The following is a 23,190-nucleotide window of genomic DNA, read 5'->3' on the forward strand; positions in this document are numbered from 1 at the left end:
GAGCCAGGAACTGGCATGCAGGACACGCGCCACGCGGTGCTCGACGCCCTCGCGGACGGACCGGTTTCCGGCCCGGACATCGCCGACCGGTTGGACGTCTCCCGGGCGGCGGTCTGGAAACACGTCGAAGCGCTGCGGGACGCCGGCTTCGAGATCGCGAGCACCGACGCGGGCTACGAACTCGCCGCGGTGCCCGACTTCGGCGGCGAGGCCGTCGAGTTCGGGCTCGAGGCTCCCTTCGAGGTCGAGTACCACGACGCCGTCCCGAGCACGAACGACCGGGCGCGGGAGCTGGCGGCCGAGGGCCGAGAGGACGTGGTCGTCCTCGCGGACGAACAGCCCGGCGGGCGCGGCCGGCTGAATCGCGCGTGGTCCTCACCGTCCGGTGGAATCTGGCTGTCGATCCTCTGCCGGCCGACGGTGCCGCCGGCGGACGCGCCGGCTTTCACCCTCGCCGCCGCCGTCGCGACGACCCGCGCGGCCAGGGAGGCGGGCGTCGACGCGGTCATCAAGTGGCCGAACGACGTTCTCGTCCCGACAGGGACGGGAGCCAGTCAGACGGAGTCTGACGACGTGCTGGTCCCCGACGAAGAGGGCGACACCCGCAAACTCGCGGGCATCCTCACGGAGATGGAAGGCGAGGCCGATCGGGTCTCATGGCTGATCGTCGGGATCGGGGTCAACGCGAACGTCGACGTGGCGGACCTCGTCGAGGGCGCGACCAGCCTGCGAGCCGAAACGGGCGACGTGGACCGGCGCGCGTTCACGCAGCGCTTGCTGGAGGAGTTTCACGACCTGCGGACGGATCTCGAGCGCGTCGTCCCGGCCTGGCGCGAGCACGCGGACACGCTCGGTCGCCGGGTCCGGGTCGAGACGCCCGGCGGCGAGGTTGTGGGGGAGGCCGTCGACGTCGAGTTCCCCGGGACGCTCGTCGTCGAGACCGACGAGGGTCCGGTGCGGGTGACGACGGGCGACTGCGAGCACCTCCGGCCCGTCTAGGCTCTCATCTTCTGCTCGGGGTCGCGCTTTGGATCCTCGCGGCCCGGTTCGCCGACGCGGACGGTCATCACGGGGACAGGCGAACGGCGGACGACGCGCTCGGCCACGCTGCCCAGCAGGAGGCGGTCGATGCCGCCGCGGCCGTGGGTCCCCATGACGATCAGGTCGCAGTCGTCCTCGCGGGCGTGTTCGACGATCTCGGCGCTGGGTCGGCCCTCGGTGACGATCCGCTCGACCTCGGCGCGGTCGTCGACGATCCGCTCGACGTCGTTCAGCGCCTCCACCCCGGCGTCGTAGAGGAGGCCGGAGATGCCGTCCCAGCCGGTCTCCATCGGCAGACTGGCCACGCTCGTCGAGTCGACGACGTACAGCCCGTGGAGCAGGGCGTCATCGCGGTCGGCCACCGCCGCTGCGTGTTCGACGACGGGCTCCATCTCCGTCGAGCCGTCGGTCGGCAGGAGGATGCGATTGTACATTGTTATCTATTACCAATGTCGATTCCCGAGCGGCATAACTGTTCCTGCTGGGGTCGAAAAGCCGGAGAGAAACTCTCACTCGGCTGTCTGGAGGACGACCTCGCGCACGTCGGCGACGCCGGCGCGGCGGACGACGGCACGGACGGCGTTCTGGTAGCCGGTGAGGTTGTCGGAATCGCCGTCGAGGACGAACAGCCGGGCGTCGCGGTCCTCTTCGATCACGCCGCAGTTCAGGTCCGCGATCTCGGCGCCGTGGTGGGTCGCCATCGCGAGGATCTCGCGGGCCGGGACGTCCGAGAGCTTGGCCGCGAACTCCATCTCCCGGAACATCGAGGGGCTGTTGAGCATCACGTTGTCCGTCCCGAGCGCGACGGTCGTCCGTGAGGCGAGTTCGGCGATGTCGGGCGTGCCGACGCCGGTCACCAGGTTCGAGCGCGGGCAGACGACGATCGGGACGTTCCGGTCCTCCACGCGATCGAGGTGGATGGGTTCGGGGTGGACCATGTGGACCAGGAAGTCCGGATCCAGATCCAGCGCGCCGTTGATGTCGTCGGGGTCGCGCTCGCCGGCGTGGATCCCGAACAGCTTTCCCGCCTTCCTGGTGGCGGTCCGTTCGCGGCCGAACTCCCCGTCGCGGGCCCCGCTCGCGCCGAACCCGTCGCCGGCCTCCATGGCCGCGATCTCCTCGCGACCGAGGGTGACCACGTCCACGTCAAGTCCCTCGGCGGCCTCGGCCATCGCGCGGACGCCGTCGACGCCGCCCTCGCGGAACTCGATGCAGGCGGCGGTCCCGCCCTGTCGCATATAGCCGAGGCTGCGCTCCATCGCGGCGACGGTCTCCTCGTGGGAAGCCTCCCGGAGCAGCCGGTGTTTGAGGCCGTCCGGTGGCGCGACGAGTTCGTCCAGGTCCAGCCCCTCGCCGGCCTCCTTGGCGATGGAGTCGCCGATGTGCGTGTGGGCGTTGACGAACGCCGGCACGACGACATCGTCGCTCTCGACCGGTTCCTCCTCGACGCCGACGATCTGCCCGTCCGACAGGATCACCCGGCCTTCGATGGCCTCGAATGCTTTCCCTCGAAGGATCGTCCCCTCGAGCACGCTGCGGTCGCTCACGGCTCACCCCCCTGGAAGTCGTCGAGCGTCGTGTGGACGCCCGGGCGACCGTCGCTGACCAGCGACCCGTCGATTTCGAGCCCCAGGACGCGGCTCGCGGCGTGGCCGACGCGTTCTGCGACGTCGTCGGGGGCGTACACTCCGAGCCGCCACTGATCGCGCTGGACGGCCCGGAGCGCGCTCACGAGTGTCGACTGGTCTCCGAGGGGTCTAATCTCTCCGTTGACGACGACCCGGCTCGTCGACTCCGTTATCTCCGGTCGCCCGGGCACGTCGAGGATCACGTCCGTGGGATCGACCTCCGCCTCGTCGGCGATGGCCTGCTCGTCCGCGATTATGCCGTCGTGGCTCCGCTCCAGCAGGTCCGGCGGCACGTCGCCCATCTCGGCCCAGACGGCCCGCTTGAACAGGTCGCGCTCGGAGAGCCGGCGCGCCGTCTCGGCGGTCGCGTCGCACTGGCGCAGTCCGACGAGCAGGTCGTGGTCGTCCATCCGGCGCAACTCCTCGGCGGTGGTGTCGGTCTGGGCGAGCAGGCGCTCGGCCCCGCGCCGGAGCATGGACTTCGCGATCCGTGCGGTGTGGTGGCTGTAGACCGTCGGCGTCATCAGCGCGCGGGCGACGAGCAGGCTCTCGGCGGTCTGGACGTTGTTCTCCGCGAGGACGAGTTCGCCGTCGACGAAGGACAGTTCCCGGACGAGCCGCTCGTGATCGATCGTGCCGTAGGGGACGCCGGTGTGGTGAGCGTCGCGGACGAGGTAATCCATCCGGTCGACGTCGAGTTCGCCGGAGACGAGTTGCCCCAGTTTGCCGTCGCCGGCCACCAGATCGGCGACGGCGTCGGGGTTGAGGCCGTGGTCGGAGAGCACGCGGGCGACCCGTCCGGACTCGAGGATCTCGTGGACGTCGTCGTGCCACTTGCCGGTGTGGCGGTGGACGACCGACTCGACGTTGTGACTGAAGGGGGCGTGACCGACGTCGTGGAGGAGCGCCGCCGCGCGGACCCGCTCGGCCTGCTGGCCCTCGACGGCCAGGTGCGAGAGCGCCTCGTCGGCGAGGTGGTAGACGCCGAGGCTGTGCTCGAAGCGGGTGTGGTTCGCGGAGGGATAGACCAGCGTGACGGTCCCGAGCTGACGGACGTGCCGGAGCCGCTGGATCGGCGGCGTGTCCAGCAGATCCTTCGCCACCCCCCGAACCTCGATGTGGTCGTGGACGCTGTCCTTGATATCCATCTACTCGCGATTCGGACCGCGGGGGCTTTACTTCCTGCGCCAGCCGCTCGGTTCGAGACGCGTGATTCAAGACGGGGGCCGACGTGGACCCGGCCGTGAACCGCACTACAGTCGCCCTGCTCGCCGTCGTCGCCGCGGTCGCCCTCGCCGGCTGCGGCGGCCTCGTCGGCGATTCGGGACCGCAGACCGACCAGTCACCTGCCAACGCGACCGACGGGACGCCCGAAACCCCCCAGACGGTCGAGACGGACGGGCCCTACGACCTCCCGCTGAACGGGACCGAGGTCTTAGAGCGCCACCGCGCGGCGCTGATCGACGCGGGGACCTTCCAGTTCAGGCGGACCTCGACCACGCGGACGGTCGAACCGTCGCGCATCGTCCAGTACCGAAACGTGACGGCGACCGTCGACGAGGGCAACGGGACCTACCGCGCCACGCACAACGTGACGGGTTCGCCGCTCACCGAGATTTACGCGGGCTCCGCCGGGACGGCGTACCTGCGCCAGCGAATCGAGAACCAGACCGCCTACGACCGCCAGAACAGGACCGGGAACGGCTCCGAGTCCTACCTCACGCCCCGGATCCGCCAGCACATCGACGGCTTCGAGTACAGTTACGAGGGGACCGAGAGCGTCGACAACGAGACCGTCCACGTCTACGCCGCTGCGGAGAGGGCCGAACTGAGCGTGACCGAGGACGGGCGGATCCGCTCGTTCCGCTACGACACCACCGGAACGAACTCGGAGGGAATCGAGTTCCGGTACATCGTCGACGTCGAGTATCGGAACGTCGGTGACACGACCGTCAGGAGCCCGATCTGGCTCGGGCAGGCCAACGCGGTCACGTCCGACTAGCTCGGAGTTCTCGACCCTATTGCCCCTGGCGAAAGGATTTACCGCGCCGGTTCCCGACGACCGGGTATGGTCACGTTTCTCTCCGGGGGGACGGGCACGCCGAAACTCCTCCGGGGCGCCGACGGCGTCTTCCCGCCCGCCGAGACGACCGTCGTCTGTAACACAGGCGACGACGTGGAACTGGCGGGCCACCTCGTCTGCCCGGACGTCGACACCGTCCTTTTCCTCGGCGGCGACGAACTCGATCTCGATACCTGGTGGGGAATCGCCGACGACTCGACGGTCACCGACGACGAACTCCACGCGCTAGCCGACGCCGCCGGCCTCGACGGTGGGCCGCGATATCTCCCCGACGAGCAGCAGACTACTGGGCGCCGGATCGCCCGCTGGCGGCGCTTCTCCGGCGTCGCGGAGTTCATGCTGATCGGCGACCGCGACCGCGCCGTTCACCTCACCCGCACCGGACTGCTGGACGAGGGCGAATCGCTCACCGCGGTCACGCGGACCCTCGCCGACGCCTTCGACGTGTCGTGGGAGATTCTGCCGATGAGCGACGACCCCGTCGCCAGCATCGTCCACACCCCCGAGGGGCCGATGCACTTCCAGGAGTTCTGGGTGGGCCACGAGGGCGAACCGACCGTCGAGGACGTGGAGTTTCGGGGAGAACCCGACGCGACCGACCCGGTGCTGACGGCGCTCTCCGAACCGGTCGTCGTCGGGCCGTCGAACCCCGTCACGAGCATCGGCCCGATGCTCGCCGTGGAGGGAATCGAGGACGCGCTCCGCGAGACGCCGGTCGTCGCCGTCTCGCCGTTCGTCGAGGACGAGGTGTTCTCCGGGCCGGCGGCGAAACTGATGGAGGCCGTGGGCTACGACCCCTCGACGGCGGGCGTTGCCGACGCCTACGACTTCGCCGACGCGTTCGTCCTGGATACCGAGGACGGGACCGACCTCGACCGCCCGGTCGTGCGGACCGACACCGAACTCGGAACCGAGTCCGACGCCCGACGGGTGGCCGAGGCGGTCGACGACGCCATGGAGGCGGTATCGTGAGCCCCGAAGCGCCCCCCGATCCGCTCGACTTCCGCCCACGAGTCGCCCTCGCGAGTCTCAGCGGCGAGGCCGACGCCGACTGGGCCCGGGCCGGGAGCGAGTACGCCGGCGCGGCCTTCCTCGGCGGCATCGCCCTGGACGAGCCGACCCGCGAGGCCGCCCGCGAGTTGGTCGATCGCGACCGGACCGAGTTCCTGCCGGCCGATCCAGTCGGGTTCGTCGACGAGCAACTGGCCGCGCTGGCCGATTCCCCCGTACAGGCGGGATTCAACGTCCGGACGACCGAACTCGAACCGCTCCACGAGGTCGGAGCGGTCTGTCGCGACCGCGGCGCGATCCTTGAGATCAACGCCCACTGCCGGCAGGACGAGATGTGTGCCGCTGGCGCGGGCGAAGTCCTGCTCCGGGACGCCGACCGCCTCTCAGAGCTGGTCGCCGCCGCCGCCGAGACCGGGGCGACGGTGAGCGTCAAGGTCCGCGCCGAAGTGCCCGGCGTCGATCTCCCGGCCGTTGCCCGACGGATCGAGAGCGCGGGTGGGGACGCGATCCACGTCGACGCGATGGACTCAGAACCCGTGGTCGGCGACGTTGCCGCCGCGGCGGACCTGTTCGTGATCGCCAACAACGAGGTACGGGACGAACGGAGCGTCCGGGAGTACCTCGAGTACGGCGCCGACGCGGTCAGCGTCGGCCGGCCGAGCGACGAACCGGCCGTCCTCGACCGCGTCCGGGACGCCACCGAGGCGTGGTTCGCCGGGGAGGTGGAGCCGTGAGCGACGGTCAGAGTGCGGAGACCGACGGCTCCGGCGTCGAACCGGCCCCGGAACGAACCGTCGTCCAGAACGCCCAACTCGCCCTCTTGCTCGAGGTGACGGGGACGCCGAAACCCGGCAACGTGGACCGGGCCCACGACTACGACGACCTGCGGTTCGAGCACTTCATGGCGGGCGCCGTTGGGGCCCAGCGGGGCCTGGAAATGGCCGCCGACGGCGAGCGCCTCGGCCGGGCGTTCGAGCGCGCGGTCGCAGGGATGAGCCGACAGCGGGCCGGGAACACGCAGTTCGGGGCGCTGCTCCTCTTGACCCCCCTGGTCCGTGCGGCCGCCGACGGCGACCTCTCGGGAACGCGGGCCGGGGAGTTGGCTGCCGAGACGACCGTCGCCGACGCGGCCGACTTCTACCGGGCCTTCGAGCACGTCGACGTGGCCGTCGACGACCCGCCCGAGGGGATGGACGCCCTCGACGTGCGGCGCGGGGCGGCCGCGGTGCCGACCCTCGAAGAGCGCGGGCTGACGCTGTACGACGTGATGGACCGCTCGACCGAGGTCGACGGCATCGCCCGCGAGTGGACCGGCGAGTTCGAGCGGACCGTCGACGCCGCCGAGCGGCTTCTGGAACTCGACGGGCCGGTGCCAAACCGGGCGGCCACGGTCTTCCTGGAACTGCTCGCAGAGGAACCGGATACCTTCGTCGCGACCCAGCACGACGCCGACGTCGCCGCGGAGGCGACCCGCCGGGCGGCCGCGGCACTGGAAGACGGCGACCCGTGGGCGCTGGCCAACGAGTTCGTCGCCGAGGAGATCAACCCCGGGACGACGGCCGATCTCACCGCCGGGGCGCTGTTCGTCGCGCTCGAACGGGGGCTCGACGTGTGAGCAGTCGCGACCGTCGCGGGGTGACGGGCGATGCCTGACGCCGGTCGGCTCCCGCTTTCCGCCGAATCCGGACCGCTCGCGATCGGTGCGGGCGTGACCGTCGCGATCCTTGGATACGCCGCGGTCGCCCTGGCCACCGGACTCGACAGGTCGGCGTCGCTATCGACCGTCCTCCGGCCGGGCGCGCTGGGGCTCTATCCCGGGGCCGTCGTCGCGGGCTGGATCGACGGCGGGTCCCTCCGTCGCTGTGCCGACACGGGCTTTCGCGCCGTGTTCGTCGGGACGACCATCGCGCAGGGCGCGCTCTTCCTGCGCGTCGACGCGCCGGCCACGTTCCTCCTGCTCGGCCTGATGGGCATCGCCGTGGCCTACGCGCTGCCCGCGACGCTGTTCGGGGCGGCCGGCGGGGCGCTTCGCCACCGATTCGACCGGGATCCGGAGGTGGGTCTCGATGGCTGAGGCGTGGCCGGTCCCTCTGGAAGGGATCACCGAGACCGTCGTGACGACGCTTGGCCCGAACGACCGCTGGAACGTCGCCGCGCTGGGACTCCACGCGCCCGACGGCGACGGTCTTGCGACTGCCCGGACGTGGGGCCGCACTCGGACCTGGCGAAACTTCGGCGAACGCGGGGAGGGGTACGTCCAGTTCACGACCGATCCGCTGGACTTCGCCGAGGCCGCCCTCACGGTCCGGGAAGAGGCGGAGCCGGTCCTGTCGAGTGCCGACGCCTGGGCGCGCGCGACGGTCGAACGGATCGAAGACGGCGAGGACGGGGGGACCCAGTGGGTCGAGTGGGCCCTGGAACCGGTCGAGACGGGAATCGAGCGCGAGACCGTGCCGACGCTCGATCGGGCCACCGGCGCCGTCGTCGAGGCGACGGTCGCGGCGTCGCGGCTGGGCGTTTCTGGCTACGATCGGGCGGACCTGGAGCGGCGACTGGAGTACTTCGCCGACGTGGTCGACCGATGCGGAGGCGAGTGCGACCGGGCGGCGATGGCCGTCGTGCGCGAGCACTCCTCGTGGGATGGGTGATGGCCTCGGTTGGGGGTCCGCAGCCGGGTCGGCTTTCGAACCCTTTTTCAGAGTTCGGCCAGCACGTACGCACAACATGGCGATCAAACCGGCCTACGTCAAGAAGACGGGGACGATCCTGATGGAGCGCTACCCCGAGGCCTTCGGCCACGACTTCGAGCACAACAAGGAACTGGTCACGGAACTCACCAACATCGAGTCCAAGGGCGTCCGCAACCGGATCGCGGGCTACATCACCCGGAAAGAGGGCGCGAAGGTCCCCGCCTGAGCGGCGAATTCTCGGCCGCGTTCTCTCTCGACCAGTGACGCCGCGGGCTCGCGCATCTGCTTCGAATTCTCGACCCGCCTCCGGCGACTATCCAAACCGTTTTGAGGTGGCCCGGCCGTAGCTGTGGGTACCAATGACAGTACGCGTAGGCGTTCTCGGTGCGACCGGTGCCGTCGGACAGCGACTCATCCAGCAGCTCGACCCCCACCCGGAGTTCGAGCTGGCCGCCCTGACGGCCTCTGCGGACAGCGCGGGCAAGTCCTACCGCGAGGCCGCGAAGTGGCGCGTCGACAGCCCGATCCCCGAGGACGTCGCCGACACGACCGTCGTCGAGACCGACCCCGACGCGGTCCGGGACGACGTCGACCTCCTGTTCTCCTCGCTGCCCTCCAGCGTCGGCGAGGCCGTCGAGCCGGCCTTCCTCGAGGAGGGGTACGTCGTCTCGTCGAACTCCTCGAACTTCCGGACGGACCCCGACGTGCCGCTGACGATCCCGGAGGTCAACGCCGACCACCTCGGCCTGATCGAGGTCCAGCGCGACGAGCGCGGCTGGGACGGCGCCCTCGTCAAGAACCCCAACTGCTCGACGATCACGATGGTCCCGCCGCTGGCCGCGCTGAACGACGCCTTCGACCTGACCGACGTGCGCGTCTCGACGCTGCAGGCCGTCTCCGGCGCGGGCTACTCCGGCGTGACCTCGATGGAGATCATCGACAACGCGATCCCGCACATCGGTGGCGAGGAGGAGAAGATGGAGACCGAGAGCCGGAAACTGCTCGGCGAGTTCGACGGCGCGGAAGTCCAGTGGGACGACGCCGAGGTCGCCGCCTCCTGTAACCGCATTCCCACCCTCGACGGCCACCTGGAGAACGTCTGGGCCGACACCGCCGCGGACGTGACCGTCGAAGCCGCTGCCGAGGCCCTGCGCGAGTACCCCAGCATCGACCTGCCATCCTCGCCCGACCAGCTCATCAAGGTGTTCGAGGAACCCGACCGCCCGCAGCCCCGCCTCGACCGCAATCAGGCCGACGGCATGGGCATCGCGGTCGGCGGTCTGCAGGAGACCGCCGACGGTCTGCAGTTCAACTGCCTCGCCCACAACACGATCCGCGGCGCGGCCGGCGCCTCCGTGCTGAACGGCGAACTGCTGCTGGAAGAAGGCTACATCTAGCGTCGGTTCGGGTCCCGACCGTCCGTCAGGACCGGCCAACGGGCCGCACGGACTCGCGGGCGACGCCGTCGTCGTACTCCGCGGGGACGATCTCCTGGACGAACCGGCTCTCGATCGTCTGGAGGTGTTCGGCGACCGTGCCGGCCGAGCAGTCCAGGTCGGCGGCGATCTCCTCGCAGGTCACCTCGCGCGGAATCTCGTAGTAGCCCTTCTCGACGGCCTTGCGGATCACCTCGCGCTTGCGCTCGGTGAGCCCCGAGAACAGGGTTCGGCTGTCCGGATCGTAGCTCCCGATGCGGAGGAGGTCCACGGAGATGCCGTCGGGCACGTCGTCGAGCATCCCTCTGAGGGAACTGTCCTCGGCGATGAGCGTTACCTTCAGACTCGAGTGGGCCGGATCGACGTACTCGAGGGGGTACTCCGGGAGCACGGCGAAGTCCTCGAGCATCTCCAGCAGGCCCGTCACCAGGTCGCTGGGATGGTAGTGACAGCGCAACAGCGTGCCGTCGTCGGCGTCGCTGAGCTGGTAGTCGATGAGGTCTTCGTCGGTCTCGGCGACCGCCTCGAGGATCCCCTCCGTCGGCCCGTTCAACTCGTGAAGCAGTACCACCGTCCCGTCGGACAGCAGCGTCACGTTCCGTATCGCGACCGTCGTCACCCCGCGTTCGCGAAACGCGACCTCGATCGGATGAAACCACCCCTGGTTCGGCGTCAGCACGAACGTCCCGTACCTCATGTTCTATCAGGGGAAATCGTGGGTGATAATAGTTCGCATTCGTGAACGAAGACGTTACGGTCGGAGACGCCGGATTCCTCTCGGTCAGTTGACTGGATTCGGTGCCGATCGAACGCGCAGCGCGACCGGTTCGCTTCCGGCGTCGGCGAGTGTGCCATCGAGTTGTGCTGCCGAGACGATCGGCGCCGCGTCGCCCGCGGTCGGCGAATAATCTCCTGATACCGAAACCGATAGATGGTGCTTATGGGTCTTGCAGGGCTGGACTGGGCGGCGAGCGGGTGGCACGGACGCGGCCGCAGTGACCGACGCGGTAGCCGGCGCCGACGGATAAGATCCGACTGGGATCGCGGTACTGCGGTGCTTCGATCGTAAATGGTCGCGGCGATTTATCGGCGTGGCTGTGGACCCTCTCCACCGATGTCGAAGTACTATCGATTGTCGTTGCTAGTGGTACTGGTCGCTCTCACCGTGGCCGTCCAGCCCGGGGTCACCGAATCACTCGGGCCGCAGACGGCGACGGCCGACGTGGACGCCGGCGGACAGACGACGGAGTCGGCTGGCTCCGTCGACGTCGTCGACGTCACCGCTCCCGACCGCTCGCGGATCGGGACGGACGTCCGCGTCGAGGCGGTCCTCGAGAACGAGGGACCGGACCGTCTCACCCGCACGGTCCAGTTCATCATGGCGGGGACGCGGTACGAGCGGCGGTCGGTGACGCTCGACCCCGGCGAGCGGCGGACCGTCACCTTCGAGCAGAACACGATGGGGATCGGGCTCGAGTCCGGGCAGTACTACACGGGCGTGCTGGTCGGTGACCGCGGCGAGATGGCGCCCCTTTCGCTGACCAGGGGGTACGACATCGACGAGATCGACGCGCCGGACTCGGTCGAGGTCGGCGAGACGTTCACGATCACCGCGGAGGTGAAAAACTACGACGAGTTCGACGACGAGCAGCGATACGAGTACCGCCTCGACGGCGACGTGCTCGCGGCGAAACAACTGGCGATGGAGGGCACCGAGGAACGAGAGGTGGAGCTCACGGTCGACACGGACGACGTCGAGCCCGGGACGTACGTCCACGGCCTCACGGCCAACGGAACCGGCTCCCACGGTACGATCACCATCGAACCGGCCGAGGAGTAGGCCGCCTCGATCGCCGGGGCCGAGCCACCCCACTTAAGCCGCTCTCGTGGGTAGTCTGGGTCGCAATGGACATCCTACACACCTGCATGAACGTCTCGGACGCCGACGAACTGGCCGACTGGTACGTCGACGAGCTCGACTTCGAGCGCTCCTGGGAGTTCACGAGCGAGGACGGCGAGACGCGCAACGTCTACGTCGCCGACGGTCAGGGCGTCGAGATCCAGCTCTCGGACACCGACGGCGAGGACGAGTTCGAGTTCGGCAGCGGCTGGGACCACCTCGCGGTGAAAGTCGAAGACGTCGACGCGGCCTTCGACGAGATCGACCATCACGGCGTCGTCCAGGAACCGTCCGACCAGCCCGCCGCCGGCGCGCGCACCGCCTTCGTCGAGGACCCCGACGGCCACGTCGTCGAACTCATCGAACCGCTCTGAGTATCAGGATAGATCGACGCGGTTCCGCAGCTTCTCGAGGTCGCCTGCGGCGACCGTTTCGGCGTTCTCGGTGACGACGTCGGCCAGGCGGTCGTGATAGGCCGGCGTGCGCCCCGCGCTGTGGGGCGTGATCAGGACGTTGCCGAAGTTCCAGAGCGGATGGTCCTCCGGGAGGGGCTCGGGGTCGGTCACGTCCAGCGCCGCGCCCCGGATGCCGCCGGTCCGTACCGATCGGACGAGCGCGTCGGTGTCGATCACCTCGCCGCGGGCGACGTTGACGACGACGGCGTCGGCCGGGAGCGCGTTCAGTTCCGCGTCGCCGATGAGCCCCCTGGTCTCGTCGGTCAGCGGGCAGGCCAGGATCACGTACTCCGCCCGGGCGAGCGCTTCCTGGAGGTCGTCGTAGCCAAGCACCTCGTCGCAGGGGCCGCCCTTGGCGGGCGAGTGGCGGACGCCGACGGTCTCGACGCCGAAGGGGTCCAGCCGGTCAACGATGCCGGTACCGATCTCGCCGAGGCCGACTACCGCGACCGTGCTCCCGGCCAGTTCGCCGGGGTCGGCCACGCGCCACTCGCGACGCTGCTGGCGCCGCCACGCGTCGTGGAGACCGCGGGCGAACGTGAGGACGAACCCGATGACCTGTTCGGAGACGTTCGGGACGTGCACGCCGGAGGCGCTCGTCACCGCCACGTCGTTCTCTGCGAGCACGGAGAGTGGCAGGTGATCGTACCCGGCGTAGGCGCAGGCGAACAGTTCCAGTTCGTCGGCCGCCTCGATCAGGGCGGGGTCGACGTCCGGCCCGACCATCACGGTCGCGCTCGCCGCGAGGTCCTCCGCCCGGGCAGCGGTGGTCCCTTCCGTGATCCGCCAGTCGGGCAGTCGCTCGCGGAGGATCGCGGCGAGGTCGGCCGGATCGAGCCCGTTGAACTTCTCGCCGAGCACCAGCAGTTCCGAACTCACGGCCGATCACCCGTGCGGTGTCGACTGTCCATATCGACTGGGCCGTGGCCTGTCGGCAAAAGCGTGTGGTGCGTCGTCGGGCAGACGGGGTCTGTGATCTCCGATTCTGAACGCTTTTACTGTCATCGCCACAACAGCACGTATGCGCCGCCGCGCGTTCCTCGCGTCCGCACTGACCGCCGGAACGGCCCTGACTCCGGGGTGTGGGGTGATCCACCCGCGTACCGAGCACTCGAATCCGACGGAGAAAACCGACGAGAATCCTCGTGACGACATCCAGTACCTCGCCTTCCGGGCTGACGGGTCGGACCTCGCCGACGTGGGTGTCACGCCCCCGTCACTCGACGTCCCGAGCGAATTCGCCACGTCGATCTGGCACCGGGACGGAACGGAGTTGCGATCGCTCACACAGCGGTTCGCGACGCCCGGCACGGAGGGGAGCAGACCGTGGCCGACGCTCGCGCTCGAAGGGCCGTTCATGGGCGACCGCGAGCCGCATCCGTCGGTCTCGTTGTCTCGAACCCAGGACGGGACCGCAGCGGTACTGGAAGTCCACGAATTCGGCGAGTTGGCCGACGAGACAGTTACCATCAACCTAATCGTTACCCGGTGGCCCGAATCGGCGCGGACACTCGTCGTCGAGAGTACCGCGGAACTCGCCGAGACGGGTCCGCGCGAGGAGACTCACGTCCTCGAGGGACGGCTCGAATTCGCGCTCGCGGACGGGACCGGTGGCGAGGAGCGGTCCGACGAGCCTCCGCAGTCTCCTTCCTGAGCTCGCCGTCGGACGGTCCGTCTCACCGACCGACTAGTTTCCGGTGCCGATCGCGGCCCGCCGCGGTGTCGAATGAACGGCATTTAACTCCCCTCGGCGCAGGCTACCGGGTATGCAACAGGTGGACGTGGCTATCGTCGGCGGCGGCCCCGCCGGTTCGTCGGCGGCCTACGAGGCCGCGGCGCGGGGCGCCGATGCGGTCGTCTTCGAGAAGGGGGTGCCGCGAGCGGATCGCGAGGGCGTCGGTCCGGACTCGACCGACGCCGCGGGGATGCTCGACTACTGGGTCGACATCATGGACTTCCGACCGGAGGAGATCCCCGACGAGGTGATCCTCAGCGAACTCGACGGCGCGTCGTTCATCGGCCCGACCGAGTCCGTCACCATCCGGGACACGGGCATCGACGCCTCCTATCCGGACTTCGGTTTCGCCTTCCACCGCGCGCGCTTCGACGACTGGCTCCGCGAACGCGCCGAAGACGTCGGCGCGACCTTCCGGATCGGCAGCTCTGTCACCGACGTCGAGAGCGACATGACCGGCGGCCACTCCCACCGGCTCGAACTCGCCGACGGCGAGACCGTCGAGGCGCGGTACCTGATCCTCGCGGACGGTCCCCAGCGGACGGTCACGACCGACGCCGTGGACCAGTTCCTCCCCCACGACCACAGCGTCGAGGAGTACCTGAACCCGAACACCGCGAACCACATCGCCTACCAGGAACATCGCAGGATTCCGGAGGAACTGTTCGAAGAGGGCCTCCTGAAGTTCTGGTGGGGCGTGATGCCCGGCCACACCGCGTATCCCTGGATCTTCCCGAACGACAACAACGTCGCACGGATCGGGCTCACCATGCCCATCGGGATGGACCTCGCGGACGTCGAGAACCGCGGGGACTACGCGCTGCTCGAAGACGACGACGAGCAGATCCCGCCGGGCCGGGTGTACGTCCGCCGCCTGCTCGAACGGGAGTACCCCGAGTACGACGTCGACGAGGACTTCCCGCTGGTCGAGGACCGCGGCAAGCGCGGCGGCACCGAGGCCTACCCCATCTCCTCGACCCGTCCGATCGAGTCCCCGACTGAGGCGGGCGTCGCCGTCGTCGGCGGCGCGATGGGCGCGACCTCTGCGTTCCACGAAGGTGGCGACCACGTCGCCGTCCGGACCGGGAAGATCGCCGGCCGACTCGCCGGGCAGGGCCGACTGGACAAGTACAACCGCCAGTGGAAGCGCGCCATCGGCGAGGAGGTCCGCCGCAACGTCGCCCTGGCGGACATGGTGCGGGGCTGGGAGCCGGCCGACTGGGACAATACGTTCAGGCTCGTGGACGGCATGATGGACCGCGGGTCGTACTCGCCCTCGCAGGCGCTGACCGCCGGCCTCAACGGGATCAAACTCGTCGGCGAGTACAAGCTCCGGAAACTGAGCCTCGGCTCCGGCCGGTACGTCCAGTTGCGCCAGGACGACTACCTGTTCTAGCGCGACAGCCCTTTGCCGGTGGGTCGCCTACCGCCGAGTGCGTGCCTTTAGTCCCCGCCCGAGCACACCCATCTGGGCGCGATGACCACGCGGAGAACCCGGGCACGCGACACACGAGTGGCGGCCGCAAGCCGCCTCGCGTATTTGGGGACGCTATCGCGTCCCCCACCCGGCACGAGGGTTTCCCGGCCGACAGGGCACACCGCCCCGGATGAGGCCGGTCGTTAGTGTTCCGGGTGTACATTTTGAGTGTGCTACTGGTAACACGTATAAATGATATAAGTCACTTCAAGCACCGTCTATCGTTGAGGCAAGTTCTTCCGTATTGGCCCCTCTTTTTCATCGGAATTCTGAAATCATTGACGACGACGCTCCAGAGACGAGGTCCGGCGGAAGGACTCACATCTATCAGGTTTGGGTATCCGTGCTGCATATAGCACAAATTCTATGTGATCAGTCGAACAACTCCCGGAGGAGAGAAAATAGATGAGTCCTCTCTTTTTTCTTTTGTTATGGAACAATAGTCTCCCTCTACAGCAACTCCCCGTGCAGCTGCCAGTCTCGCCCGACGTGGCCGTCGTACTGGCGATCATCGCCATCGTCTTCGTCCTCTTCGTCACCCAGCCGGTACCGATCGACGCCACCGCGGTCGGTCTCGTGGTCGCACTCGTCCTCCTCGGCGAGTGGACCGGCGTGTCACCAGCGGAGGGCGTCTCGGGGTTCTCGAATCCGGCGACGCTCACGGTGCTGGCGATGTTCGTTCTGAGCGAGGGCGTCCGACGGACCGGCGTCATCCAGATACTCACGCGGAAACTGATCGCCTTCGCCGGGGACAACGAGTTCAAACAGTTGCTCGCTACGGTCACTCTCTCCGGGCCGCCGGGCGGAGTCGTCAGCAACGTCTCGGTCGTCGCCGTGTTGATACCGGCGATAATGAATCTCGCTCGGCAAACGAAGACGTCCCCCTCGAAGCTACTGATACCACTGTCGTTCGCCTCGATGCTCGGCGGCATGCTCACCGTCGTCGGGACGATAACGAACCTCCTGGCGAGCGAGGTGTGGGTCCAGGTAGGCGGTCCCGACGCACAGCCCTTCGCGCTGCTCGAGTTCACACACCTGGGCGCCATCGTCTTGCTCGTGGGGATCGTGTACCTGCTCACCGTCGGTCGATACCTCACTCCAGCACGGATCGAGCCGACTGAGTCGCCCACCGACGCGTTCGGCATGACCGACTACCTCACCGACGTCGTCGTCATGGAGGACTCGCCGCTCGTCGGTTCCCGGGTCGGTGAATTGAGCGAGGAAGATCTGGACCTCGACGTGTTCCAGATCGTTCGTGGCAACCGGACGATCGCCCGGGGACTCGGATCGGAACGGATCCAGGCTGGCGACGTCCTCTCTGTCAGGGCCGACCAGGAAACCCTCCAGGAGGTCATCGAGCAAGACCACGTGCAGCTGTTACCGGAGGTCATGGAAGCGGCCACGGAGGACGATGCGTCCCTCCCGCCTGGCTTCTCGCCACGGCGTCACGGCTGGGAGTCGCTCGACGCGGAACGCAGCGACTCTCTCGCCGAGGACGAGGCCTCGAGCGAAGACACGGCGGAGGACGGCGACGAGACGGCCGAGGAGGCCTCCGACGAGGCGATCGAACTCACCGAAGTCGTGCTATTGCCCGGCCCCTGGTCGAGTCGGCGCAGCGGAGTTGCAGACTTCGAGCGCGACTACGACGTGACAGTGCTGGCGATCCGGCGCGGCGACGAGGTGATCCGCCAGCGCCTCCGAGAGGTCCGGTTGCAGGCCGGCGACGTCATCCTCGTCCAGGCGCCCGACCAGGTACTCGATCGCATCGCGCGGGACACGAACGTCGCTATCGGGGGTGAGGACAGATGGGAGGATTTCGACCGTTCGAAGATCCCCATCGCGCTGGGAATCCTCGCCGGCGCCCTCGGACTCGCAGCACTCGACGTCCTCGGGCTGATGACGAGTGCGCTGACGGGCGTCGCGGCGATGTTCTTCACGGGCATCCTCACGCCCGAGGACGCATACGAAGCCATCGACTGGGAAGTGATCTTCATGGTGGCGGGTGTCATCCCGCTTGGTATCGCAGTCGAGGCCTCGGGCACGGCGGACCTCATCGCCGACCTCGTCGTTTCCGTCAGTGAGCTCCTTCCCGTGATCGCGGTTCTGGGGCTGTTCTACCTTGGGACCGCGGTCATCACGGAGATGGTCAGCAACTCCGCCAGCGTCGTATTGCTGTTGCCAATCGGGGTCGAGGTCGCCAGCCAACTCGGCGCCAATCCCTTCGCGTTCGTAATGGCCGTGACCTTCGCCGCCAGCACCCCGCTCCTGACCCCCGTCGGCTACCAGACCAACCTCATGGTCTACGGCCCAGGCGGATACAAATTCACGGATTTCGCACGCGTCGGAGCGCCATTACAATTGATACTGACTGTCGTCACGACAGTCGGTATCGCATTCTTTTGGGGGGTATAATCAGGAGGAGTGGAGAACTAGCAGGGATATCGCAACGCACAGAGCCGAACCGGTAGGTGGTTACCGACTAACGAAGTTCTATTGAAACATATCGATTCGGACCCACGATTGACTGACGAGTCACTCTGAGGGGAACCATTAATGCCGTTTCCTCAACTTGACACTGATGAGGACTGCTAACGAATAATGGATCCACGAACCGTCTTCTACAAGCATCCCTATGCGACTATGGTCACAGCTGTATTTCTATTCTCTCTCGTGATAACATCTTTATACTTCTTTGGCTTGTATCCTGGCGTACCGAAAACACGGCCGAAGCTGGACGGATTACTTACGGTCACAGTGATCCTTTTCGCCGCAACAGCCGGGAGCTGGATCACAGCAATAATTCTGAGATCGGATGATCACTGATCCACTTCGGAGTGGAAATGACGATCCCAATATCAACATTTTGAAAAATCTTTGCCATCTGCTAATCGAATACAAATTGATATGCATAGGTGTTTCTGCAATCATTACACGACAAATTCGTTGAATGCATAGACCCGTGTGCGCCACCGATTTCACGGCATAGGATAGAGTCCTTTTGGTAGAATGTCACATTCACTGAGCCTACTAGTAGAAACTCGCCCGGTAGTGTTCCGGGTGTACATTTCACGGTGATCCGCGACGCGACTACTCCCCTCACTGTGACGGACCCGGCCCGTAGACCGCGAAATCGCAAAAGAAACCGCCGAAACGACGTTTACGATCGGCTCTTCGATTTCGAGCCGTCGCTCCGCGGCGACCTCGTTTCGCGGGCCGCCAGGTCCAGATACGGGGCGACGACGTCGGCGGCCGGCAGTAACTGAAGCGTCTCCTCGTCCGAGTCGTACTCGACGACGCCGGCGTCGGTCAGTTTCGGGACGTGAACGTGAACGAGGCTGGTACAGACCCGTTCGACGTGTTCTCTCGTGTGCTCGCCCTCCGCGAGGGCGAGGTGATCGGCGAGGTCGGGGATCGCGACGGCGCCGACGGCGCGCGAGAGGTGCTGCAAGGTCCGCAACCGCCGCTCGTTCGAGAGCAGGCCGCAGACGGTCGTCGTCGAGAGCGCGCCCTCGCGGCCCGGGTTGCTGTTGGGTTCTGTTGTCGGCATCGGATACTCCGCGCCCGGGTCACTCGGGAGTCCCGTCGACCCCCTGGATCCGAGCACTGGTCGGCCATTGACGGTCGGCGGCTTAAACGTCGGTACCCGATGGCACCACTTGCGTATCCGAGAGTCGCTGTCGCGGCGGTTCGCGAACCGCTTCGGACCCGATCCGTACCAGTTGCTCGCCCGACGCTACTCGTCGAGGAACACGGTCGAGTCCCGCGAGAGCGTCGCCTCGTCGGTCTTCTCGATGGTCACCCGCCAGCTCGGGACGACCGAGGAGGACGAGGTGACGGTCCACGTCCCGGCGACCGTCTCCCCGGCCGCGAATGACTCCAGGACGAGCGTCTGGAGTGCGGATTCGAAGTCGTCCGTGGCGGAACTCGCGCTGTCGTCGGTTTTTGTCGTCATGGGCTGGTGAGTCGCCGACTGCGGGGCCGTGTCACGCCCCGCGGTCTCGACCCCCATAGGCGCGGCCGGTATTTAAGCTTCGCTGGCGGGGCAGTCGACGAACCCCTCGCCCTCGCGCGACTACCTTTATACTCGTGGGTAACGGTATCATAGAACGTGTTCTGAACGAACACAGAGACACCATGACTGGCAAGCAGATTCTCATGATCGTCGGCGACTTCGGGGAGGACTACGAGACGATGGTGCCCTTCCAGGCCCTCCAGGCCGTGGGCCACGAGGTGGAAGCGGTCTGCCCGGAGAAGGCGGCGGGTGACGCCTGCAAGACGGCGATTCACGACTTCCGGGGCGACCAGACCTACCTGGAGGAGCGAGGCCACGACTTCCAGGTGACCGAGACGATGGCCGAGATCGACCCGGCCGACTACGACGCGCTGGTGGTCCCCGGCGGACGGGCGCCGGAGTACCTGCGCACCTACGACGCGGTGATCGAGACGGTTCAACACTTCTTCGAGGAAGACAAGCCCGTGGCGTCGCTCTGTCACGGCCCGCAGATCCTCGCGGCCGCCGACGTGCTCGACGGCTACGAGATGACGACCTATCCGGCCGTGCGCGCCGAGGCCGAGGCAGCGGGCTGTTCGTGGGTCGACGAGGTGACCCGGGACCGGAACCTCGTCACGGCGCAGGACTGGAGCGACCACGTCGAGTGGCTCGCCGAGTTCCTCGACCTGCTGGGCACCGAAATCGAACACGGCGAACCGGCCGTGGCGGCGGACGATTAGGACGAGCGAACCCTTCACTGAACCGTAAGGTTGTCTACGGTGGCGGCGAAATCGCTCCGCGTGCCACACCGCCCTCCACTCTCCAGACGCGCCCTGCTGTCGGGACTCGGTGCCCTCGGGATCGGTGCCGGGGCGCTCGTCGCCGCCGGTGACGACGATTTCGATGGTTCCGACTGGCCGATGTACCGCCACGACGCCGCGGGGACCGCCCACGCCCCCGACGCGAGCGTGCCGCGGGAGCAACCAACCGAGCTGTGGACGCACGAGTTCGAGAGTCTGGGCTTCACGACGCCCGCGCCGATCCTGCACGACGGTCGGGTGTTCGTGGCCCGGCAGTCGCTCACCGCGTTCGACGTCGAGTCCGGCGACCGCGTGTTTCGAATCGGGTCTGAAAACAACGCCACCGAATTCCTGTCCACCCCGGCAGTCGCCTCCGCCCGGGCGTACGTGACGCCGAGTCTCGTCGCCGCATCGGAGGACGGGCTCCGGGCAGTCGGAATCGATGGGGGTCCAGACTTGCCGGTGGTCGATGGTGGCGCGCTGTCACAACGCTGGTCGACGGGGCAACAGCCGGACGAGTCGATCCTCACGTCGATGGGTTTCGGCGGCGGCTGGCAGTCACCGCCCGTCGCGGCGGCTGAACGCGTGTTCACGGTCGACGACGGCATCGTTGCCGTCGAGGCCAGTTCCGGATCGATACAGTGGCGGACGACGTTCGACGCACTCGCCGCTCGCCCCGCTGTCGTCGATGGTCGTCTGTTTACCGTCGCCTACGACGGGAGTCTCTCGGAATACGCGGTCGCCGATGGAACCCAGCGGTGGACCGCGCCGACGCCCGCGGTCCGGCAGGAACGACAGCCGACCGTCGCGAACGGGTCGGTGTATCTCGCTCATGAGACGGGGGTGACGGCCTTCGATCCTGACGGCGGTGACGAACGCTGGACGAGGGGCCAGCCGGTGGGCGAGTACGGCCGATACGTGACACCACCGTCTGTGACGTCCGATGCCGTCTACGCCGTGGGGTCCGGACTGCTCGACGACGAAACTGACGGGCTCATCGCGCTCGATGCTGCTACCGGCGACCGTCTGTGGGACGCCTCGCTCTCGGGCATCAGCGAGGACGAAGACGGGCCGGCCGTCGCTGGCGACGTCGTCTTGCAACCCGACAACCACAGTCTCCGCGCGTTCGACGCCGCGACGGGGGACCCGCTCTGGCAGATCCAACGGGACGCGCAGGTCTCCCAGCCGGCTGTCGGTGACGGTCGGTTCTACCTCACTGACGGGCGCTCTATCACCGCTTACGGAGGTACCTGACGTGCCGTACCGCGTTCCCGGTATGTCGGCACGTGACGAGACAGGTGGAGGTGGCGTTACGCAGGCACTGAGCTACGGAACCAGCGTCTTTCTCAGTCGCCCCACCCTGCTCATTCCCTTCCTCGCCGCTGGTTTCGTGATCGTGGGGGTAGAGCAGGCCATGCTCGCCGATCCGGTTCCGGTGACGAAGACCCGGTCGGTGACGGGCAGCGGCGTCGACCTGGCCTTTCCGATCGTGCCGGTCGAACAGCGACGCGTGACGACGCCGCTGTCCGCTCTGTGGGGACTCAAACTCCACTGGCTCGCCGAGCGGACAGTGTTCGCCGCCGTGACGACGGGCACGACCGCACTGGCGGGCGCGGTCGCCGTCGCCGGGATGTACGAGGGCGGGCTCCGGCCGGGTCTTCGCTCGCTCGATGCGGGTGCGGCGGTACGCGCGGTCGGCTACGTGGCCGGATTCGGCCTGGCCCTGCTCCTGCTCTACGCGCTCGTCCGGACGGCTCCCGTCCTCCTCTTGCCGGTCTTCGTCCTGACTCTCTTCGTCGCGGTGCGCCTGTTCGTCGCGTTTCCACTGCTCGTGCGGGGTGCGTCGCTCCCGGTCGCGATCCGGAATAGCTGGCAGCGCATGCGGGGCTACGGTATCTCGCTCGCGCTGTTTCTCGTTCTGCTCGGTGTGTTCGGTCTCTCGCGGCAGTTCGCCTTCTTCGGCGGCGGACTCGCGACGGTGCTCGTCGTCGTCCCCCAGATCGCGACGATGACCGTGCTGGCCCACTGGACCGATCCGTCGGGCCCGTCGGACGCGGAAGCCGACGCCGACCGCGTCTGACCCGTCGCTGCCCTACTCCTCGATCATCGCCACGGGCCGGACCCACCCGGCGCTCGCGTTTTCGATCTTCACCGGGAAGGTGACGACGGGGACGTCCGTCCGGCGGGGGAGGTCGTCGGGGTTCGCCATCTTCTCGATCTGGCAGTACTCGACCTCGCGGCCGGCGAAGTGAGCGGGCCAGAGTTCCGCCTCGTCCCGGCTCTCGACGTAGCGCCGGCTGACTCCCTCCGGTCGTCACCCGAGCCCTGCCTCACACGGTTCGGCAGGACGCCGGCCCATCTCGTCGAACGGTTTGTCGAACCCGTAAGCGTCGGTGCCGATCACTTTCACTCCGCGCTCGACGAGGTGTTTCGTCGCCGCGGCGCCCATGCCCGGAAACTCGGTCAGGTAGTCTGGATCGCCCCACAGGTCGTCCGCGCCTGTTTCCAGGAAGACCAGTTCGCCGGCCGAGAGGTCGTGGCCCAAATCGTCGAGGCGATCCTCGATCACCTCCGGGGTGATCTCCTCGCCGGCGTCGAGGTCGGTGACGTCGAGGATCACGGCGTTCCCGCAGCACCACTCCAGGGGGATCTCGTCGATCGTCTTCGACGACTCGCCGCCACAGTCCGGGCCGTAGTGCCACGGCGCGTCGAGGTGCGTCCCGGCGTGGGTGATGGCCGAAACCTCCTCCAAGGCGAGGCCCTGGCCGTCCGGGAACTCCTCGACGTCGACGTCGTGGCCCATCGCCTGGAGATTGGCGGCGAGTTGCGCACCGCCTTCCTCGTGGTTCATGTAGTCGATGCTCGGCGGGAACGGTTCGCTGGCGACGCCCGGTTCGAGGCCGACGCTGAGGTCGATGAGCCGCCTGTCCGCGAAGTCCATGC

Annotated in this window: 24 protein-coding genes and 1 pseudogene; 17 read left to right on the forward strand and 8 right to left on the reverse strand. The window is 67.7% G+C overall.

What is annotated here, in order from left to right:
- Positions 1-15: 15 nt before the first annotated feature.
- Positions 16-999 carry a biotin--[acetyl-CoA-carboxylase] ligase gene (locus tag U5918_RS17275; protein WP_336003051.1) on the forward strand — a complete coding sequence of 328 codons (984 nt, stop codon included), beginning with the start codon at positions 16-18 and terminating at the stop codon, positions 997-999.
- On the opposite strand, the gene U5918_RS17280 is transcribed toward U5918_RS17275, so the two are convergent.
- The 3 genes from U5918_RS17280 to U5918_RS17290 all read right to left on the reverse strand — a co-directional run bounded on the left by U5918_RS17280 (position 996) and on the right by U5918_RS17290 (position 3,817).
- Positions 996-1,475 carry a universal stress protein gene (locus U5918_RS17280; RefSeq protein ID WP_336003052.1) on the reverse strand — a complete coding sequence of 160 codons (480 nt, stop codon included), beginning with the start codon at positions 1,473-1,475 and terminating at the stop codon, positions 996-998. The genes U5918_RS17275 and U5918_RS17280 overlap by 4 nt on opposite strands.
- A 75-nt stretch (positions 1,476-1,550) precedes the next feature.
- Positions 1,551-2,588, reverse strand: coding sequence for an amidohydrolase family protein (locus U5918_RS17285; RefSeq protein WP_336003054.1), 1,038 nt, complete (start codon positions 2,586-2,588; stop codon positions 1,551-1,553).
- On the reverse strand, positions 2,585-3,817 hold the full coding sequence (locus U5918_RS17290; RefSeq protein WP_336003055.1) for an HD domain-containing protein: 1,233 nt from the start codon (positions 3,815-3,817) through the stop codon (positions 2,585-2,587). The genes U5918_RS17285 and U5918_RS17290 overlap by 4 nt, the downstream gene beginning before the upstream one ends.
- Positions 3,818-3,912: 95 nt before the next feature.
- Here U5918_RS17290 and U5918_RS17295 point away from each other — a divergent pair, with 95 nt between their 5' ends.
- The 8 genes from U5918_RS17295 (at position 3,913) to asd (ending at position 9,850) form a co-directional block, all read left to right on the forward strand.
- Positions 3,913-4,671 carry a DUF7537 family lipoprotein gene (locus U5918_RS17295; RefSeq protein WP_336003058.1) on the forward strand — a complete coding sequence of 253 codons (759 nt, stop codon included), beginning with the start codon at positions 3,913-3,915 and terminating at the stop codon, positions 4,669-4,671.
- A gap of 66 nt (positions 4,672-4,737) precedes the next feature.
- Positions 4,738-5,724 carry a 2-phospho-L-lactate transferase gene (gene cofD / locus U5918_RS17300; protein ID WP_336003059.1) on the forward strand — a complete coding sequence of 329 codons (987 nt, stop codon included), beginning with the start codon at positions 4,738-4,740 and terminating at the stop codon, positions 5,722-5,724.
- Positions 5,721-6,497: a tRNA-dihydrouridine synthase gene (locus tag U5918_RS17305; RefSeq protein WP_336003061.1), complete on the forward strand. Its 777-nt coding sequence runs from the start codon at positions 5,721-5,723 to the stop codon at positions 6,495-6,497. Before cofD ends, U5918_RS17305 begins: the two co-directional genes overlap by 4 nt.
- Positions 6,494-7,378, forward strand: coding sequence for a triphosphoribosyl-dephospho-CoA synthase (locus U5918_RS17310; RefSeq protein ID WP_336003063.1), 885 nt, complete (start codon positions 6,494-6,496; stop codon positions 7,376-7,378). Before U5918_RS17305 ends, U5918_RS17310 begins: the two co-directional genes overlap by 4 nt.
- A gap of 30 nt (positions 7,379-7,408) precedes the next feature.
- On the forward strand, positions 7,409-7,837 hold the full coding sequence (locus U5918_RS17315; protein WP_336003065.1) for a hypothetical protein: 429 nt from the start codon (positions 7,409-7,411) through the stop codon (positions 7,835-7,837).
- Positions 7,830-8,411, forward strand: coding sequence for a DUF447 domain-containing protein (locus U5918_RS17320; RefSeq protein ID WP_336003066.1), 582 nt, complete (start codon positions 7,830-7,832; stop codon positions 8,409-8,411). The genes U5918_RS17315 and U5918_RS17320 overlap by 8 nt, the downstream gene beginning before the upstream one ends.
- 76 nt (positions 8,412-8,487) lie before the next feature.
- Positions 8,488-8,679 carry a 30S ribosomal protein S17e gene (locus U5918_RS17325; RefSeq protein WP_336003068.1) on the forward strand — a complete coding sequence of 64 codons (192 nt, stop codon included), beginning with the start codon at positions 8,488-8,490 and terminating at the stop codon, positions 8,677-8,679.
- A gap of 133 nt (positions 8,680-8,812) precedes the next feature.
- A complete protein-coding gene (gene asd / locus U5918_RS17330) occupies positions 8,813-9,850 on the forward strand; it encodes an aspartate-semialdehyde dehydrogenase (RefSeq protein ID WP_336003070.1) in 1,038 nt (345 codons plus the stop codon).
- Positions 9,851-9,875: 25 nt separating this feature from the next.
- Here asd and U5918_RS17335 read toward each other — a convergent pair whose 3' ends face one another.
- On the reverse strand, positions 9,876-10,586 hold the full coding sequence (locus U5918_RS17335) for a helix-turn-helix domain-containing protein (protein ID WP_336003072.1): 711 nt from the start codon (positions 10,584-10,586) through the stop codon (positions 9,876-9,878).
- Between the two features lie 447 nt (positions 10,587-11,033).
- Here U5918_RS17335 and U5918_RS17340 point away from each other — a divergent pair, with 447 nt between their 5' ends.
- Positions 11,034-11,729, forward strand: a complete 696-nt coding sequence (locus U5918_RS17340) for a hypothetical protein (RefSeq protein ID WP_336003073.1) — start codon at positions 11,034-11,036, stop codon at positions 11,727-11,729.
- 65 nt (positions 11,730-11,794) lie between these two features.
- Positions 11,795-12,163 carry a VOC family protein gene (locus U5918_RS17345; protein ID WP_336003074.1) on the forward strand — a complete coding sequence of 123 codons (369 nt, stop codon included), beginning with the start codon at positions 11,795-11,797 and terminating at the stop codon, positions 12,161-12,163.
- 3 nt (positions 12,164-12,166) lie between these two features.
- On the opposite strand, the gene U5918_RS17350 is transcribed toward U5918_RS17345, so the two are convergent.
- Entirely contained in the window at positions 12,167-13,123 is a 957-nt protein-coding gene (locus tag U5918_RS17350; RefSeq protein ID WP_336003076.1) for a D-2-hydroxyacid dehydrogenase, read from the reverse strand.
- A gap of 142 nt (positions 13,124-13,265) precedes the next feature.
- Between U5918_RS17350 and U5918_RS17355 the strand changes: the two genes are divergently transcribed.
- The 3 genes from U5918_RS17355 (at position 13,266) to U5918_RS17365 (ending at position 17,868) form a co-directional block, all read left to right on the forward strand.
- Positions 13,266-13,898 (forward strand): DUF8121 family protein, encoded by a 633-nt coding sequence (locus U5918_RS17355; protein WP_336003077.1) that lies wholly within the window; start codon positions 13,266-13,268, stop codon positions 13,896-13,898.
- 112 nt (positions 13,899-14,010) lie between these two features.
- Entirely contained in the window at positions 14,011-15,375 is a 1,365-nt protein-coding gene (locus tag U5918_RS17360) for an NAD(P)/FAD-dependent oxidoreductase (protein ID WP_336003078.1), read from the forward strand.
- Positions 15,376-15,921: 546 nt separating this feature from the next.
- Complete coding sequence (locus tag U5918_RS17365) at positions 15,922-17,868, forward strand: SLC13 family permease (protein ID WP_336003080.1); 1,947 nt, start codon at positions 15,922-15,924, stop codon at positions 17,866-17,868.
- Positions 17,869-18,613: 745 nt separating this feature from the next.
- Here the strand turns inward: U5918_RS17365 and U5918_RS17370 are convergent.
- Positions 18,614-19,003: a DUF7344 domain-containing protein gene (locus tag U5918_RS17370; protein ID WP_336003081.1), complete on the reverse strand. Its 390-nt coding sequence runs from the start codon at positions 19,001-19,003 to the stop codon at positions 18,614-18,616.
- Between the two features lie 186 nt (positions 19,004-19,189).
- Entirely contained in the window at positions 19,190-19,408 is a 219-nt protein-coding gene (locus tag U5918_RS17375) for a hypothetical protein (protein WP_336003082.1), read from the reverse strand.
- Between the two features lie 182 nt (positions 19,409-19,590).
- Here U5918_RS17375 and U5918_RS17380 point away from each other — a divergent pair, with 182 nt between their 5' ends.
- The 3 genes from U5918_RS17380 to U5918_RS17390 are packed head-to-tail and all read left to right on the forward strand — an operon-like array spanning position 19,591 to position 22,327.
- On the forward strand, positions 19,591-20,187 hold the full coding sequence (locus U5918_RS17380; RefSeq protein ID WP_336003083.1) for a DJ-1/PfpI family protein: 597 nt from the start codon (positions 19,591-19,593) through the stop codon (positions 20,185-20,187).
- A 60-nt stretch (positions 20,188-20,247) separates the two neighbouring features.
- Positions 20,248-21,501 carry a PQQ-binding-like beta-propeller repeat protein gene (locus U5918_RS17385; RefSeq protein WP_336003084.1) on the forward strand — a complete coding sequence of 418 codons (1,254 nt, stop codon included), beginning with the start codon at positions 20,248-20,250 and terminating at the stop codon, positions 21,499-21,501.
- Positions 21,502-21,523: 22 nt separating this feature from the next.
- Positions 21,524-22,327: a hypothetical protein gene (locus U5918_RS17390; protein ID WP_336003085.1), complete on the forward strand. Its 804-nt coding sequence runs from the start codon at positions 21,524-21,526 to the stop codon at positions 22,325-22,327.
- A 12-nt stretch (positions 22,328-22,339) separates the two neighbouring features.
- On the opposite strand, the pseudogene U5918_RS17395 reads toward U5918_RS17390, so the two are convergent.
- Positions 22,340-23,188, reverse strand: a pseudogene (locus U5918_RS17395) (cyclase family protein).
- Positions 23,189-23,190 lie beyond the last annotated feature (2 nt).

Source organism: Halorientalis sp. LT38, assembly GCF_037031225.1.
Classification (GTDB): domain Archaea; phylum Halobacteriota; class Halobacteria; order Halobacteriales; family Haloarculaceae; genus Halorientalis; species Halorientalis halophila.